Source organism: Zobellia uliginosa (assembly GCF_018860745.1).
Taxonomy (GTDB): domain Bacteria; phylum Bacteroidota; class Bacteroidia; order Flavobacteriales; family Flavobacteriaceae; genus Zobellia; species Zobellia uliginosa_B.
In genome coordinates this window covers 77506-92193 of record NZ_JAHKPY010000004.1, presented here as the reverse complement: position 1 = coordinate 92193, position 14688 = coordinate 77506, and the positions used below count along the sequence as shown (strand labels likewise).

At 38.3% G+C, this 14688-nt stretch carries 11 protein-coding genes; 6 read left to right on the top strand and 5 right to left on the bottom strand.

The window, feature by feature from the left end; genetic code table 11:
• The first annotated feature begins 235 nt into the window (after positions 1 to 235).
• The 4 genes from KO521_RS09375 to KO521_RS09360 all read left to right on the top strand — a co-directional run bounded on the left by KO521_RS09375 (position 236) and on the right by KO521_RS09360 (position 5644).
• Positions 236 to 769, top strand: coding sequence for a hypothetical protein (locus KO521_RS09375; RefSeq protein ID WP_215939667.1), 534 nt, complete (start codon positions 236 to 238; stop codon positions 767 to 769).
• Positions 770 to 1316: 547 nt separating this feature from the next.
• Positions 1317 to 1832: a DinB family protein gene (locus KO521_RS09370; RefSeq protein ID WP_215939666.1), complete on the top strand. Its 516-nt coding sequence runs from the start codon at positions 1317 to 1319 to the stop codon at positions 1830 to 1832.
• A 98-nt stretch (positions 1833 to 1930) separates the two neighbouring features.
• On the top strand, positions 1931 to 2164 hold the full coding sequence (locus KO521_RS09365) for a putative signal transducing protein (protein WP_215939665.1): 234 nt from the start codon (positions 1931 to 1933) through the stop codon (positions 2162 to 2164).
• A gap of 69 nt (positions 2165 to 2233) precedes the next feature.
• A complete protein-coding gene (locus KO521_RS09360; protein WP_215939664.1) occupies positions 2234 to 5644 on the top strand; it encodes a HEAT repeat domain-containing protein in 3411 nt (1136 codons plus the stop codon).
• Positions 5645 to 5708: 64 nt separating this feature from the next.
• Here KO521_RS09360 and KO521_RS09355 read toward each other — a convergent pair whose 3' ends face one another.
• Both KO521_RS09355 and mnmA read right to left on the bottom strand, forming a co-directional pair.
• Positions 5709 to 6650: an NAD(P)H-dependent flavin oxidoreductase gene (locus KO521_RS09355; protein WP_215939663.1), complete on the bottom strand. Its 942-nt coding sequence runs from the start codon at positions 6648 to 6650 to the stop codon at positions 5709 to 5711.
• Positions 6651 to 6677: 27 nt separating this feature from the next.
• Positions 6678 to 7868, bottom strand: coding sequence for a tRNA 2-thiouridine(34) synthase MnmA (gene mnmA / locus KO521_RS09350; protein ID WP_215939703.1), 1191 nt, complete (start codon positions 7866 to 7868; stop codon positions 6678 to 6680).
• Positions 7869 to 8096: 228 nt separating this feature from the next.
• On the opposite strand from mnmA, the gene KO521_RS09345 reads away from it, so the two are divergent.
• Positions 8097 to 9458, top strand: coding sequence for a fasciclin domain-containing protein (locus KO521_RS09345; RefSeq protein WP_215939662.1), 1362 nt, complete (start codon positions 8097 to 8099; stop codon positions 9456 to 9458).
• Positions 9459 to 9850: 392 nt separating this feature from the next.
• On the opposite strand, the gene yidC is transcribed toward KO521_RS09345, so the two are convergent.
• From yidC to KO521_RS09330, 3 genes are all read right to left on the bottom strand, one after another.
• A complete protein-coding gene (yidC, locus tag KO521_RS09340) occupies positions 9851 to 11704 on the bottom strand; it encodes a membrane protein insertase YidC (protein ID WP_215939661.1) in 1854 nt (617 codons plus the stop codon).
• 119 nt (positions 11705 to 11823) lie between these two features.
• Positions 11824 to 13440 (bottom strand): CTP synthase, encoded by a 1617-nt coding sequence (locus tag KO521_RS09335; RefSeq protein ID WP_215939660.1) that lies wholly within the window; start codon positions 13438 to 13440, stop codon positions 11824 to 11826.
• A gap of 58 nt (positions 13441 to 13498) precedes the next feature.
• The gene (locus tag KO521_RS09330; RefSeq protein WP_215939659.1) at positions 13499 to 13732 is read right to left on the bottom strand and encodes a DUF3820 family protein; all 234 of its coding nucleotides are present in this window, start codon (positions 13730 to 13732) and stop codon (positions 13499 to 13501) included.
• Between the two features lie 48 nt (positions 13733 to 13780).
• Between KO521_RS09330 and KO521_RS09325 the strand changes: the two genes are divergently transcribed.
• On the top strand, positions 13781 to 14650 hold the full coding sequence (locus KO521_RS09325) for a hydroxypyruvate isomerase family protein (protein ID WP_215939658.1): 870 nt from the start codon (positions 13781 to 13783) through the stop codon (positions 14648 to 14650).
• Positions 14651 to 14688: the final 38 nt, after the last annotated feature.

The window sequence follows — 14688 nt, the reverse complement described above, 5'->3', positions numbered from 1 at the left end:
TATCAATATTGTTTATGTTAATAACTTCTGAATGGTTTACTTCAGAATAGACCAGCCTGTTAATCCCACCTGATGGTAGTTACAAGGCATTTGTGATAACTCCTATTTTAAGCCTCAGATAGGCTAAGCCAATCCAAAATATCACCATAATTCTGTAACTTGCAATCCCTGCCAGGTATGAACAATACCGCCCCATTTTAAAATCTGAATTACGAACCAAACCTCAAGAACAGGAATGAAAAATACATCTCCGTTAGTTGCTAAAACGTCCCCGACCTTTTTCAATTCTTTAAGGCCTAATCCAAAATATAAATTTCTTCTTGTAGATTTTAAAAACAAGGATTACAAAACGGATTTACTTTTATCTCAGACAAGATGTGATTTAGAAATTTTACCTAAGGGTATTATGGTTACGGGTAATTTTGATGACCACGAAAGCATCATTCCTATAGTAAAAAATGAAATAAAATCTATTAGTTTAGTAAAAGGCAAGGAAACTATAGATACCTTTCAATTATCTCCTATGCACTTTATGATGAAAATGGGTATTCCAAACCGTATTTCCCGTTTGTTCAAATTCTACCCTTCAGAGTACAGAATATCGGAAACAAAAATTATCATTAGGTGCGAAGAGTATGAACTAAAAATAATTACCAACGGTACAAATTTTACAAGCCTGTTACGTACGTTTAAAAAATCCGGATATTCTGAATTATTAGGTCTTACCAGAAAACCAGCTTTAAATCTATTGAACCTTGGCGTTTCCTAATTTTTAAATTTCATTTTAACATATTTTGGATTTGTTCTGACCCTACTATAGTTAAGCTGCCTTTTATTAAATATAGTAGTTGGTAGCACTACTATATAAGAAGCCAAAACAATGAAACTCCAAGAGCTGTATTCCTACCTTTTTGCATTTTATTTTTTACGAGTGCACAGACTCGAGAATTACACACCTTTGCGCAAAGATTTCTAAATCTCTTGGATAGAGACCTTTTAAAAAGGTATAAGTTAAAGTAGATGATAAGAAAAGTCTTATTTTTAATTATGATTCCTGGCTAGAAGAGGATCGACGTATAAAGATTTTAACGAAGAACAGAAAGTAGCAGCTACCAATTAGTTAATAGTTTCATTGAACCAAGAGGGTTTTTATAATATTTGGTATTGGAATAAGGTTCTTATGAGTTTAGAAAATAATGAAAAGATAATGCCCACTGGGACTTCTACGAGATATACTCTTAACTATTACTTTACTATTTTTGGGGAGAATATTTGAGTACAACATTACAAGCACCATCATTCATTAGCCTTACATTATGAAAGAATCAAAACCTGAAGTTTGGCTACGTGGTCCGCTACCTAACATTCTTTTGTTATTGCAACCCGCAGCCCATGCCCTAATACAATCTTCGGAAGAAATAGAACGGTATTTGGCTGATTTTCCCGATGACAAACTATGGACGAAAACAGTAGGACGGGCTTCAGTAGGGTTTCATTTACAGCATATAACAGGTGTTCTAGATCGCATGATGACCTACGCTAAATCTGAGCAATTATCCGAATTACAATTTAAGTATCTTGCCAAAGAAGGTAAAAGCAACGAAGATATTAGTACAAATGAGCTTGTTAGTGCCTTTCAACATAAGGTAGAAGATGCATTAGTATATTTCAAGACCCTTAGTGAAAGTACTTTAAAAGAATCCCGAACCGTAGGACGAAAAAAACTTCCCTCTACAACCTTAGGATTATTGTTTCATGCCGCAGAACATAGTCAACGGCATGTAGGGCAATTGTTAGTGACTAAAAGCGTCCTGACGTATTCCGAAGATTAGTGGCAGAGCCGAATATTTATTTTATCAATAATTAATGTTTTAAGGTTCTTGAATTTTAAATAACACCCTAAATTTATATGGTTATAAAAATTCACACTATGGAATCTAACTACACAAAAATATACTCAGGAAATCGTTTCACCGCTCAACGTATTGAAGAAAAACTAAACGAAGTTGGCATAGCACCCATCATCAAAGACGAGTCTGAATCTGCTCGCTTGGCTGGCTTTGCGGCTAATATAACTGGTGAATTGGAAATATATGTTCGTGAAGATGAAAAAGAAAAAGCCATGATTATTGTTCGGGCCATAGCAGCTCAACAAAAAGACTAAGTAGTACTACCTCTTGTATTCATATTTTGCTATTTTTAGCAATTACTTACCAATGAATACGGAACAACAATGACAATCAACACCAAACTCACCCAATTTTTAACATTCTCACTAGTTTTCTCCCTTTTAATCTCTTGCGAATCAAAGCCTAAAAAACCAAAGGAGACCCCTTTGGTCATCACTGAAGATTCACTTACGGAAGTCAGCAGGGCAAAAGAAATACGCGAAAGCATTAGTCCTACAATTGCAGACGGACTAAAATTAACGCTATGGGCTTCGGATTCTTTGGCTCCCGATCCTATTGCTATGCAAGTAGATAATAAAGGTAGAGTCTATTTAACGCGTACCAACCGCCAAAAAAATTCGGAATTTGACATCCGCGGACACCAAGATTGGATGACGCGTTCTATCTCTTTGCAATCCGTTGAAGATCGTCGGAAATTTTTACATGAAACCTTTGCGCCGGAAAACAGTGAAGAAAACGAATGGTTTCCTGATTTAAACGAAGATGGCAGCCATGACTGGAAAGACCTTACCGTAGAAAAAGATGAAATTTGGATGCTAGAAGACACCAATAACAATGGTGTTGCAGATAAATCTACCCGAATACTTGAAGATTTTAATGATGAAATCACAGATGTTGCCGGTGCACTTTTAGTCCGCGAGAACGATGTATTTGTTGGCGTAGGCCCAGATATGTGGCGAATGACCGATACAAACGATGATTTAATTCTTGACGAAAAAACATCGCTTGCGCATGGTTTTGCCGTGCATATTGGTTTTGCCGCCCACGGAATGTCCGGTGCCATTGAAGGCCCGGATGGCAAAATATATTGGGGCATAGGAGACATTGGCGCCAACCTTACAACTGTGGACGGTCAGAAACTAAAATATCCTAATCAGGGTGTCATTGTGCGGTCTAATCCGGATGGAAGCAATTTTGAAGTGTTTGCAAGAGGTTTGCGTAATACCCATGAATTTGTTTTTGATGCCTACGGAAATATTATTTCTTCCGATAACGATGGAGACCATGCAGGCGAAAGCGAAAGATTGGTACACTTGGTAGAAGGTTCCGATTCTGGATGGCGCTCCAACTGGCAATATGGTAAATATACAGACCCAAAGAACAATGGCTACAAGGTGTGGATGGATGAAAAATTATTCACCCCGCGTTGGGAAGGTCAAGCCGCGTATATTGTTCCTCCCATCAAAAATTTTCATAACGGACCAACGGGAATGACTTATAACCCAGGTACGGCTTTGGGTAAAGATTGGTTGAACAAATTCTTTTTGGTGGAATTTGTAGGCAATCCTGATCGTTCCAATATCTGGTCTTTTGATCTTACGCCCAAAGGGGCTTCTTTCGATTTAAAAACCGACACCAGTGTTTTGAGTGGTGTACTTCCCACGGGGATTCAATTTGGACCTGATGGAGCCATGTACCTTGCCGATTGGATTACTGGTTGGGGAACAAAGAACTACGGTCGCGTTTGGAAGTTAGATGTTAGCGATTCTAAAAATGATTTGGAAAAAGAACGTCAGGAAACCAAACGTTTAATGACACTGGACTATAAAGAGCAATCTACCGAGGAATTGGTGAAGTTACTTTCCTATGGCGATATGCGTATTAGAAAAAAAGCACAATTTCAGTTGGTTAAAAATGGTTCCAAAGGATATAAAGCTTTAAAGGAAGTATCCGCAAATAGCGAAAGCCAGTTTGCACGAATCCATGCCATTTGGGGTATTGGTCAGGTTGCCGATAAAGAAGCATCCAAAGCAGAACCCCTTGTTACTCTATTAGCCGATAGCGACGCCGAGATAATTTCCCAGGCTGCTAAGGTTTTAGGCGATGTAAAATATACCAAAGCAGGCTCAAAATTGATTCCACTTTTAAACCACGACAACGCAAGAGTTAAGTTTTTTGCCGCCCAAGCATTGGGTAGATTTAAGACCGAAGCTGCGGTTCAGCCGTTATTGGACATGATTGTAGCGAACAATGATGAAGATGTTTATTTAAGACATGCCGCTGTATTGGCCCTGTCTCGAATTGGCAATACCGAGTCTATAACTACTTTGGCCCATAACCCAAACCGAAGTCTTAGAATTGCCGCGGTGCTGGTTTTACGCAGACTTCAAGACCCTACCGTTGCCGAATTCTTAAATGATGAGGATGAATATATTGTTACGGAAGCCGCAAGAGCCATTAATGATGATTGGTCTATTGAAGCCGCTTTACCTGCATTGGCCAATATGCTTACGGTAGAAAAATTCAATTCAGAACCTTTGCTGCGGCGTGCTATAAATGCAGCGTTACGAGTTGGCGGAGATAAAGAATTGGAAAACCTTATTGCATTCGCAAAGGACAAAAATAGGTCTAACGTACTACGGGGCGAAGCTCTTGCCACTATTGGTACTTGGGCAGAACCTTCCGTACTGGATCGTGTTGATGGGCGTTTTAGAGGAGAAATTAAAAGAGACCCAAATGTAGTTAAACAGAAAATAGAGAAAGACATTCCAAGTTTCATTGAAGATACGGATACGGACATTCTTATTGGTATTTCCAACACACTGGCCAATTTAGGAATAGATTCCCATAATGATGCTCTTTTTGCGGTTATGAAAAAACATAAGTCGCCTAAGGTACGGTCTGAAATGTTGAAAGCCCTAGGAACACTTAATTTTGAAAAGATTGAAATAGCTATGCAGTACGGCATGAAGGATGGCGATAAAGATGTTCGTACCACAGCTATCAGCCTAATGCCCAAAATGGATATTTCAAAAGAGAATCTACCTAACATTGTAAACCCCATTTTCAAAAATGGTTCAGTACGAGAGCAACAACAATTATTGAGTGTTTTGGGTGAATTACCAATTGTAAAAAGTGGAGAGTTACTGGGAAGTTTAATTAAGCAAGCTACTGCAGACCGCTTGAATCAAAGTGTTATTCTAGATTTAATCGAGGCTGTAGAATCGACGGAAAACGAAGATTTAATAGCGCAACTTAAAACACTTAAAGAAAACGGAAACTCCGTAGAGGCTTTTAAAGAAACCTTAGTAGGTGGAAACTTCAGAGATGGTCGTAATGTATTCAATAAAAACCCAACCGCTCAGTGTACCCGTTGCCACGCCATAGGCAGTGCTGGAGGAGACGTTGGTCCTTCATTGGAAAATATAGGAAACATTTTAAGCCGCGAACAGATTCTTGAAGCACTTATTGAGCCTGGAGCTCGTTTGGCACCTGGTTACGGAAGCGTAACCCTTACTTTAAAAGACGGTTCTAAAGTAAGCGGTATACTAGAAGCTGAAACCGATGAGGAACTAACCCTAAAAACCGGGGAAGCAGAACCTTTGGACATTCATATTTCAAGAATAGAGAAACGAGAAAATATGCCATCTGCCATGCCACCGATGGGACGTATGATATCCAAAAGAGAACTGCGGAACTTAATAGAGTATCTAGCCAACCTCAAAGAAGGTTAAATAGAATCCCAACAAAAAAATCCCTCCGATCTGGAGGGATTTTTACTTTTATGAATCCTATATGTTATAAGGAAGCTATAAACTTTTTAGCCTCCTCAAATTCAGTTATCATGTCATTTAAAATAGTTGCAGCAGGTTTTATGCTCTTAATAAGCGAAGCTACTTGGCCTATTTCCAACTCGCCTTCCTCCATATCACCTTCAAAAATCCCTCTTTTAGCACGTGCTCTTCCAAGCAGAGAAATCAAATCTTCTTTAGTGGCTCCATTGGCATACGCCTGTTGCACATCATTATAAAATTTGTTCTTTATGAGCCGAACTGGCGCCAATTCTTTTAGAGTAAGATGAGTATCGCCCTCACCTGCTTCTACTACTTTCTGTTTAAATAATGGATGAGATGATGCTTCATCACTAGCCACAAAACGACTACCTACCTGAACTCCATCAGCACCTAAAACCATCGTAGCGAGCATTGCAGCACCTGTTGCAATTCCGCCTGCGGCGATTACGGGAATGTCTATTTTTTCTTTTACTGCAGGAATAAGCGTTAGTGTAGTGGTTTCGTCCCTTCCGTTATGACCTCCAGCTTCAAAACCTTCGGCAACAATAGCATCTACTCCTGCTTCTTGAGATTTTAATGCAAACTTAAGACTACTGACCACGTGAACTACGGTAATTCCATTTTCTTGTAAATAGGGTGTCCAGGTTTTTGGATTTCCAGCGGAAGTAAAAACAATTTTCACTCCTAGCTCAACAATGATTTCCATCAACTTGTCCAAATCAGGATAAAGCATAGGAACGTTTACTCCAAAAGGTTTATCCGTGGCCTGTTGGCACTTTTGAATATGTTCACGCAAAACTTGTGGATACATACTACCGGCACCTATCAGTCCTAAACCACCTGCATTTGACACAGCTGAAGCTAAACGCCAACCGCTTGTCCATATCATACCCGCCTGAATAATCGGGTATTTTATTCCAAAAAGTTCTGTAATTCTATTTTGCATGTACTTCCTATATTGATAAACTATGCGCTACGAAATTACACCAGAGCCAATGAGCTCATCGCCAATGTACCATGCCGCAAACTGTCCTTCCATAATCGCAGATTGTTTTTCTTCAAAATCTACATATAAGCCACCTTCTACTTTATATATAGTGGCTTTTTCCAGCGGTTGGCGATATCTAATACGCGCCATTACCTCCAACGTTTCATCTTCTTTTAAAGCTAAATCAGTTCGTACCCAATGTAGTTCCGCATCCGTAATAAACAATGTTCTACGGTACAAACCTGGATGTGATTTACCCTGACCGGTGTAAATTACATTCTCATTAACATCAGTTTCAATTACGAACAATGGTTCTTTTGTACCCCCTACATCCAGTCCTTTACGTTGTCCTTTTGTAAAATAATGAGCTCCTTGGTGGTCACCCACAACTTTTCCGTCCGCAATTTGATACACAGGTTTTTCGGAATAAAAAGAAAGCTCCGCTTGTTTGTTTTCAAACTGTGGCAATTCTCTTTGATATTGAGATACATCAGAAGGCACCTCAACAATTACTCCTTTTTTTGGTTTCAACTTTTGCTGAAGAAACTCTGGCAAACGCACTTTTCCAATAAAGCAGAGTCCTTGAGAATCCTTTTTGTCCGCAGTAATCAAATCATTATCCGCTGCAATCTGTCGTACTTCCGGTTTATTTAAGTGACCAATAGGAAATAAGGTTTTTGATAGTTGCTCTTGCGACAACTGACAAAGAAAATAAGATTGATCTTTGTTCCCGTCCACACCTGCCAGAAGTTGATACGTTTCCTTTCCGTCTTCATTTTTAATTATTCCTTTTCTACAGTAGTGTCCGGTTGCTACATAATCCGCACCCAGTTGCAAAGCGATGTCCATAAAAACATCAAACTTAATTTCACGATTACATAGAACATCCGGATTAGGCGTACGGCCTTTTTCGTATTCTGCGAACATATAATCTACGATCCGCTCTTTGTACTGAACGCTTAAATCTACCGTCTGAAATGGTATTCCTAATTTTTCAGCTACAATTAAAGCATCATTGCTATCTTCTAACCACGGACATTCTTCAGAGATAGTTACCGAGTCATCATGCCAATTCTTCATAAACAAGCCTATTACCTCATACCCTTGTTCTTTTAAAAGGTATGCGGTTACACTTGAATCTACTCCTCCTGAGAGGCCTACAACTACTTTTTTCATCATCAAAAATAAGATTGCAAAATTAATCAATAAACACGGAATTTGACTTTTTTGAGACAATTTTAGCATTCCAGTAAATTCAATAGTGTTTAATTTTTTATTAAAAGAGTTAAACAAAAATTAAATTTTATACTAAATTGCGTCAGAATAAAATTAAAAATGGATATGAATAGCACTCATTTACTCTATTCGATCCAGACATTATTAACAATTAATTGTATATGTATTATGAATCTCAACAAATTTAAAAACGTATTACCCCTTGCGCTAGCAGCAGTATTTTTTGTATCCTGTAGTGATGATGACAATGCTCCTGAAATTCCGATGGAAACAGAAACCGATATTGTAGACGTCGCCATTACGGATTCTAACTTATCCATTTTGGTAGAAGCGCTTACCGAAGCAGAATTAGTGGCAACACTACAAGGAAATGGTCCTTTTACCGTTTTTGCTCCCACCAACGCTGCTTTTGAAGCTTTTTTAGCCGATAATAATTTTGCTTCATTAGACGATATTCCAGAGGAAACCTTAAAACAGGTACTTTTAAATCATGTTGTTGCTGGAGACGTGAAAGCAGCGGATTTAGAAACCACATACTACTCTTCTTCTTCAACCGCTGGTGTTGATGGGAAAAACCTAAGTTTATATGTAAATACTATGGATGGGGTAACTATTAACGGTTCTTCTGTAGCTACGGCAGATATTGAAGCTTCCAACGGAACCATTCATGTTGTGGACAAGGTTATAGGTTTACCAAACGTAGTAAACCACGCTACTTATAATAGTGCTTTTACGGAATTGGTAGGTGCTTTAACCACAGATGGAAACACCGTATTTACGGATTTATTAAGTAGTACCGAGCAAAAATTTACTGTTTTTGCTCCTACCAACGATGCTTTTACCGCTTTTGAAAATCCAAGCGAAAATGATTTAAATACTATTCTTTCTAATCATGTAATTGTTGGTGCTGCTTTAGCTGCAGGTGACCTAAGTAATAGTTATGCAAATACTGCCGCTGTTAACGAAGACGGAGATAATCTAAGTATTTACGTAAATACTGATGATGGAGTTACCTTAAATGGTATAAGTAAAGTAATCATTGCAGACGTGGTTACCACCAACGGTATAATTCATGCTGTTGAAACGGTAATAGACTTGCCTACGGTAGTTACATTTGCAACTGCAGACAGTGAAAATTTCTCTTCTTTAGTTGGCGCTCTTACCGCAGACGGACAACCTGACTTTGTATCTATATTAAGCTCCACTACCGAAAATAATCCTTTTACAGTTTTTGCCCCTTTAAATAGTGCTTTTGAAGCGTTGGCGGAAGTACCTACCGGGGAAGATTTAACCGCCGTTCTTACACATCACGTCATTGCCGAAGCTAATATAGTTTCCGGAGATCTAAGTGATGGATTAGTTTCTCCTGCAACCCTGCAGGGAGATGCTTTAACTTTTACGGCATCTGAAGAAACATTTGTAATTACCGATGGAGCTGGCAATATGGGAATCAATATTGTAAAAGCAGACGTTCAAGCAATAAATGGTGTAATACACGCTATAGATACGGTTCTTATTCCTGGTTCATAATCAGATAACTTTAAATAAGTTCCCCCAAATAGAGAAGCCGCTTTTATAAGCGGCTTTTTTAATTCTTTACAATTTCCCTAATCGATTTGCTGTAATCCATCATTAAAAAATTCTCCTAAAATTCTCATTTTAAAATATTTGCACCTCATATTCTCTATGCTGCTGACCTAATTTTGTTTGCGTTTTACTTAGCATCAAAAAAACCTAACAACATAGCTGAGTAAGTTAGCATACAAAATAGAGCTCTTTACAACTCTCTTTTTTTTAAAGCTTGGTTTATCTGCATCTTTATAATCCCAAATCTTACCAAACCAACCTAACTTAATGCAAAAAAACCCTGACAGATGTTGTCAGGGTTTTTTATTACTATGAGTCCTATTCAATTAGTTCTCTTATCTCTTACCGGTTTTTTTCTGTTCTTCCGCCTGTTCCATCATCTCACGCATTTTTTTCTGGAACTTATTTTCTTTCTTAGGCTTCTTTTTGTTCTCTTGTATCTGAGCATGAATTTTTTTGTCGTCCAAAATGAAATTCTTAATAACCAACATTATACCGATAGTAATCATATTCGATACGAAATAGTACAAACTCAATCCACTTGCATAGTTGTTAAAGAAAAACAACATCATAAGTGGCATTAGGTACATTATGAACTTCATATTGGGCATACCTGGCTGCTGAGGCATATTTTGGCCAGTAGTCATTGTCATATAAAAGAATATAGCAATAGAAGCTAATATTGGAAATAAACTAACGTGATCTCCATAAAACGGAATATTAAACGGTAATTGAGCTACCACATCATACGATGATAAATCATCTGCCCATAAAAACGATTTCTGTCGTAAGGCAAAAGAAGTTGGGAAAAACATGAACAATGCATAGAAAATAGGCATTTGCAATAACGCAGGTACGCAACCACTCATTGGGCTTACGCCAGCTTTACCATAAAGTTTCATGGTTTCTTGCTGTTTCTTCATTGCATTATCCTTATACTTTTCCCCTAATTCTGCCAACTCGGGTTTCAACACCTTCATTTTAGCTTGAGACAGGTAAGATTTGTACGTAACAGGAGACATAGCTAAACGTACCAAAACGGTCATTGCTACAATCGCCACACCAAACGGCAAGAAAGAACTTAAAAAAGAATAGAAAGGATTGAACAAGTATCGGTTCAACCAACCGAATATACCCCACCCAAAAGGAATAGAATCATCTAAACCCAATTCTTTGTATTGGCTTAAGACCTTAATATCCGTTGGTCCATAATACCAATGCATATTCTGAGCTAGTTCTCCTCCGCTTAACTCCAAAGGCACTTTTGCTCCAAACATTTTAGTAAACTTTGTATCCTTGCTCTCTTCTTCAACCAAATTCTTAGAAGTCAGCTCAGCATTCTTAAAACTGTTCTTTCCGGCTAGAATAGAACTGAAAAAGTGCTGTCTATATGATAACCACTTTACGTCTTCTTCGGTCTCTTCATCATCACTGGCAAGAGAAAGGTAACTAATTTTACCATCCTCATGGCTATAGGTCAACTCTGTATATTTATTCTCGTACTCTACACTTTTATTATGTCTGATTCCTTTTAGCTCCCATTCCAAATCTATGGGCCTGCTACTGTCTATTATACCACTTAAACCTTGCGAGCGAATGGTAAAATCTACAAGGTAATCTCCTTCTTTCATTTCATAACGGTACTCCAAAAAGTTATTTGGCCCCGCTTTGGCTTTCATTGAAAGCACGGTATTGCCATTACTTTCAGTTAGGGATGGCTCAAAATAAAGGTCTTTTGAGTTTAACACTCTGTTATCAGAAGTAGTGAAAGTAACTCCAAAAGAAGCATTTCCGTCATGCACTAAATACACAGGGATAGAATCATAAGTATGATACTGCTTCATACGCGCCTCTACTATCTGCCCCCCTTTGTTACTTATTTCCAAAGATACCAGGCTATTTTCAAGTTTGGTAATCTTATCAGATGGTTGAGTGTAGCCAAAAGCACCTATTTTACCTTGATAATTGGCAACAGCAGTAGAATCTTGAAGATTTACCGCTGGAGATTGCTCCACATTTGCTACTGGTAAGTCTTCTTTGCTTTCTTCGTTAGCAATTTGCTCTTGTTTTGCCTTTTCAGCTGCTTCCTCTTCCGGAGTGGGCCTATTCTGGTAAAACATAAATATCAATATTCCAAAAATCAGCACAAAACCGATTATGGAATTTATATCTACTTTCTTTTCTTCCATCTAAATAATTGTTATTAGACCAATCGCTTTAAAAAGAGATTGATTATGTACAGGGGTTTGGTTCAGTCAATTAGCAAATATATGCCCAATTGAGCAGATTATGCCAGAATGGCATTAGTTTATTGCTTTTTATGTTTTAATGCCGCCTTTACAAAGCCTATAAATAAAGGATGTGGACTTACCACCGTACTTTTGTATTCTGGATGATATTGTACTCCTATGAACCAAGGGTGCTCCGGAATCTCAACAATTTCTACAAGGCCGGTCTCTTTATTTACTCCTGTTGCTTTTAAACCACTTGCTTCCAATTGCTCTTTATAGTCACTATTAAATTCATAACGGTGACGGTGTCTTTCAGAAATATTATCAGCTCCTTTATAGACTTGTTTTACCAAACTACCCTCTAGAAGCTCGCAATCCCAAGCACCTAATCTCATGGTGCCCCCTTTATTGGTAACGGTCTTTTGCTCCTCCATAAGGTTTATAACCGGGTTTGGACTACTCTCGTCCATTTCAGTAGAATTGGCATCCTTAAGACCCAATACATTACGTGCGTATTCAATTACGGCCATTTGCATACCTAAACAAATACCCAAAAATGGAATTCCGTTTTCACGTGCATATTGTACAGCTTGAATTTTTCCTTCAATACCTCTTTCACCAAAACCTGGTGCCACAAGAATACCATCTAAATCTTTCAATTGTTTTTCAAGGCTTTTACCTAATAAATGTTCAGAGTGAATGGATTTTACATTTACACGAACTTCATTAACCGCACCAGCATGTATAAAAGCCTCTAAAATGGATTTGTATGAATCCTGAAGTTCTACATATTTACCTATGAGGCCAATATTTACTTCGTTTTGAGGATTTTTGTGCTGATCCAGAAATTCTTTCCATTGGATTAAATCTGGCTCTACCTTATCTTCCAACGCCAATTTTTTAAGCACAACGGTATCCAAACCTTCTTCTTGCATCAACAAAGGAACATCATAAATAGTAGAAGCATCAATAGACTGTATAACCGCCTCACGCCTAACATTACAGAAAAGCGCCAATTTATCCTTTATATCATCTGAAATTTCATGTTCTGTGCGGCAAACCAGTACATCTGCCTTTATTCCACTTTCCATTAAAGTCTTAACGGAGTGCTGAGTTGGCTTCGTTTTCAGTTCACCTGCAGCAGAAAGGTAAGGCACCAGAGTTAAATGAATAACAATACCGTTGTTATCTCCAAGTTCCCATAGTAATTGTCTTACAGCCTCTATATAAGGTAGAGACTCAATATCTCCTACGGTACCTCCTATTTCAGTAATTACAATATCATATTCGCCACTGTTGCCCAACAATTGAACACGTCGCTTAATTTCATTTGTTATATGAGGTACTACTTGTACGGTTTTCCCCAAAAACTCTCCTCGGCGTTCTTTTTCAATGACACTTTGATAAATACGTCCTGTAGTAACGTTATTGGCTTGAGAAGTACGCACATTTAAGAATCGTTCGTAATGCCCAAGATCCAAATCGGTCTCTGCACCATCATCAGTTACATAGCATTCGCCATGTTCATACGGATTCAGTGTACCTGGATCTACGTTAATATACGGGTCTAATTTCTGTATCGTTGTCTTATAGCCACGTGCCTGTAGCAATTTGGCAAGCGATGCGGCTATGATTCCTTTCCCTAGAGAAGAAGTAACACCTCCCGTAACGAAAATATACTTTGTCTGCGACATATTGGTGTTCTTTGTTACGGGGCACAAAGATATAAATCCCCCTTGGAAATCATAGGTTTTACCTAGGAAAATCTTTTTGGATCTTATGAATTAACGGCTCTAGTCCATTTATCTTAATTTCTAGCATAGATTTAAGGAGGATTCCTAATTTTCCATCAGGAAAACCTTTCTGTTGATACCAGATAAGATATGGTTCGGGAAGATTCACCAAATACCGCCCTTTAAATTTTCCGAAGGGCATTCTATAATGTGCCAATTCTATCAGTTTTTCTTTATCTGGTGCCATATTCATTTTTAAATCTAAATATTTTATCTTTATTTCGCTTAATAGCCAAAAATTATGAAAAGAAGAAAATTTATCGGTACCTCTGCCGCCGCCTCGGTTGGATTGGTTGCCTGCAAAACTACGAATGCCATGGCACCTTCTAATACTGAAAGCGTAAAATTAAAAGAAAATATTCACCATAGCGTTTGCCGTTGGTGCTACAAGGATATTCCAATGGAAGACTTCCTTAAAAGCCTAAACGAACTTGGTATTAAAGCAATGGATCTTACCGGACCGGAAGATTGGCCTTTGATGAAAAAATATGGTATTCATGCCTCTATGTGCTGGGGTGCTGGTTTTGGTATCGAAAAAGGATGGAACGACCTTTCATTACATGAGGAATTGATAGCAGATTATTCGCAACACATTCCTAAAGTGGCTGAAGCAGGCTATACCAACCTTATCTGTTTTAGCGGAAACCGAAATGGAATGGATGATGCCGAAGGGTTAAAAAACTGTGCTGAAGGCCTTAAAAAAATTATGCCTATTGCAGAAAAGCATGGAGTTGTAATACAAATGGAACTTTTGAACTCCAAAGTAAACCACCCAGATTATATGTGCGATACTAGCGCGTGGGGAGTTGAACTATGTAAAGCTATAGGTTCCGAGAACTTTAAATTACTTTATGACATCTACCATATGCAGATTATGGAAGGTGATATTATCCGTAACATTCAAGACTACCACCAATACTTTGGCCACTACCATACCGGAGGAAACCCCGGCAGAAACGAAATCAACGATACACAAGAGCTATTTTATCCTGCCATTATGAAAGCAATTCTTGCCACTGGCTACGAAGGCTATGTTGCCCAAGAATTCATACCCACATGGGACGATCAAATAGCAGCCTTAAAAGAGGGCGTCACCATTTGTGATGTATAACAATACTTATACCGACCTCCCTTCGGGGAGGTTTTTTT

What these genes read in the sequence shown, in the direction of transcription:
- KO521_RS09375 (WP_215939667.1), top strand. Translation starts at nt 236, where the DNA reads ATGAAAAATACATCTCCGTTAGTTGCTAAAACGTCCCCGACCTTTTTC.
- KO521_RS09370 (WP_215939666.1), top strand. Translation starts at nt 1,317, where the DNA reads ATGAAAGAATCAAAACCTGAAGTTTGGCTACGTGGTCCGCTACCTAAC.
- KO521_RS09365 (WP_215939665.1), top strand. Translation starts at nt 1,931, where the DNA reads ATGGAATCTAACTACACAAAAATATACTCAGGAAATCGTTTCACCGCT.
- KO521_RS09360 (WP_215939664.1), top strand. Translation starts at nt 2,234, where the DNA reads ATGACAATCAACACCAAACTCACCCAATTTTTAACATTCTCACTAGTT.
- KO521_RS09355 (WP_215939663.1), bottom strand. Translation starts at nt 6,650, where the DNA reads ATGCAAAATAGAATTACAGAACTTTTTGGAATAAAATACCCGATTATT.
- mnmA (WP_215939703.1), bottom strand. Translation starts at nt 7,868, where the DNA reads ATGAAAAAAGTAGTTGTAGGCCTCTCAGGAGGAGTAGATTCAAGTGTA.
- KO521_RS09345 (WP_215939662.1), top strand. Translation starts at nt 8,097, where the DNA reads ATGAATCTCAACAAATTTAAAAACGTATTACCCCTTGCGCTAGCAGCA.
- yidC (WP_215939661.1), bottom strand. Translation starts at nt 11,704, where the DNA reads ATGGAAGAAAAGAAAGTAGATATAAATTCCATAATCGGTTTTGTGCTG.
- KO521_RS09335 (WP_215939660.1), bottom strand. Translation starts at nt 13,440, where the DNA reads ATGTCGCAGACAAAGTATATTTTCGTTACGGGAGGTGTTACTTCTTCT.
- KO521_RS09330 (WP_215939659.1), bottom strand. Translation starts at nt 13,732, where the DNA reads ATGAATATGGCACCAGATAAAGAAAAACTGATAGAATTGGCACATTAT.
- KO521_RS09325 (WP_215939658.1), top strand. Translation starts at nt 13,781, where the DNA reads ATGAAAAGAAGAAAATTTATCGGTACCTCTGCCGCCGCCTCGGTTGGA.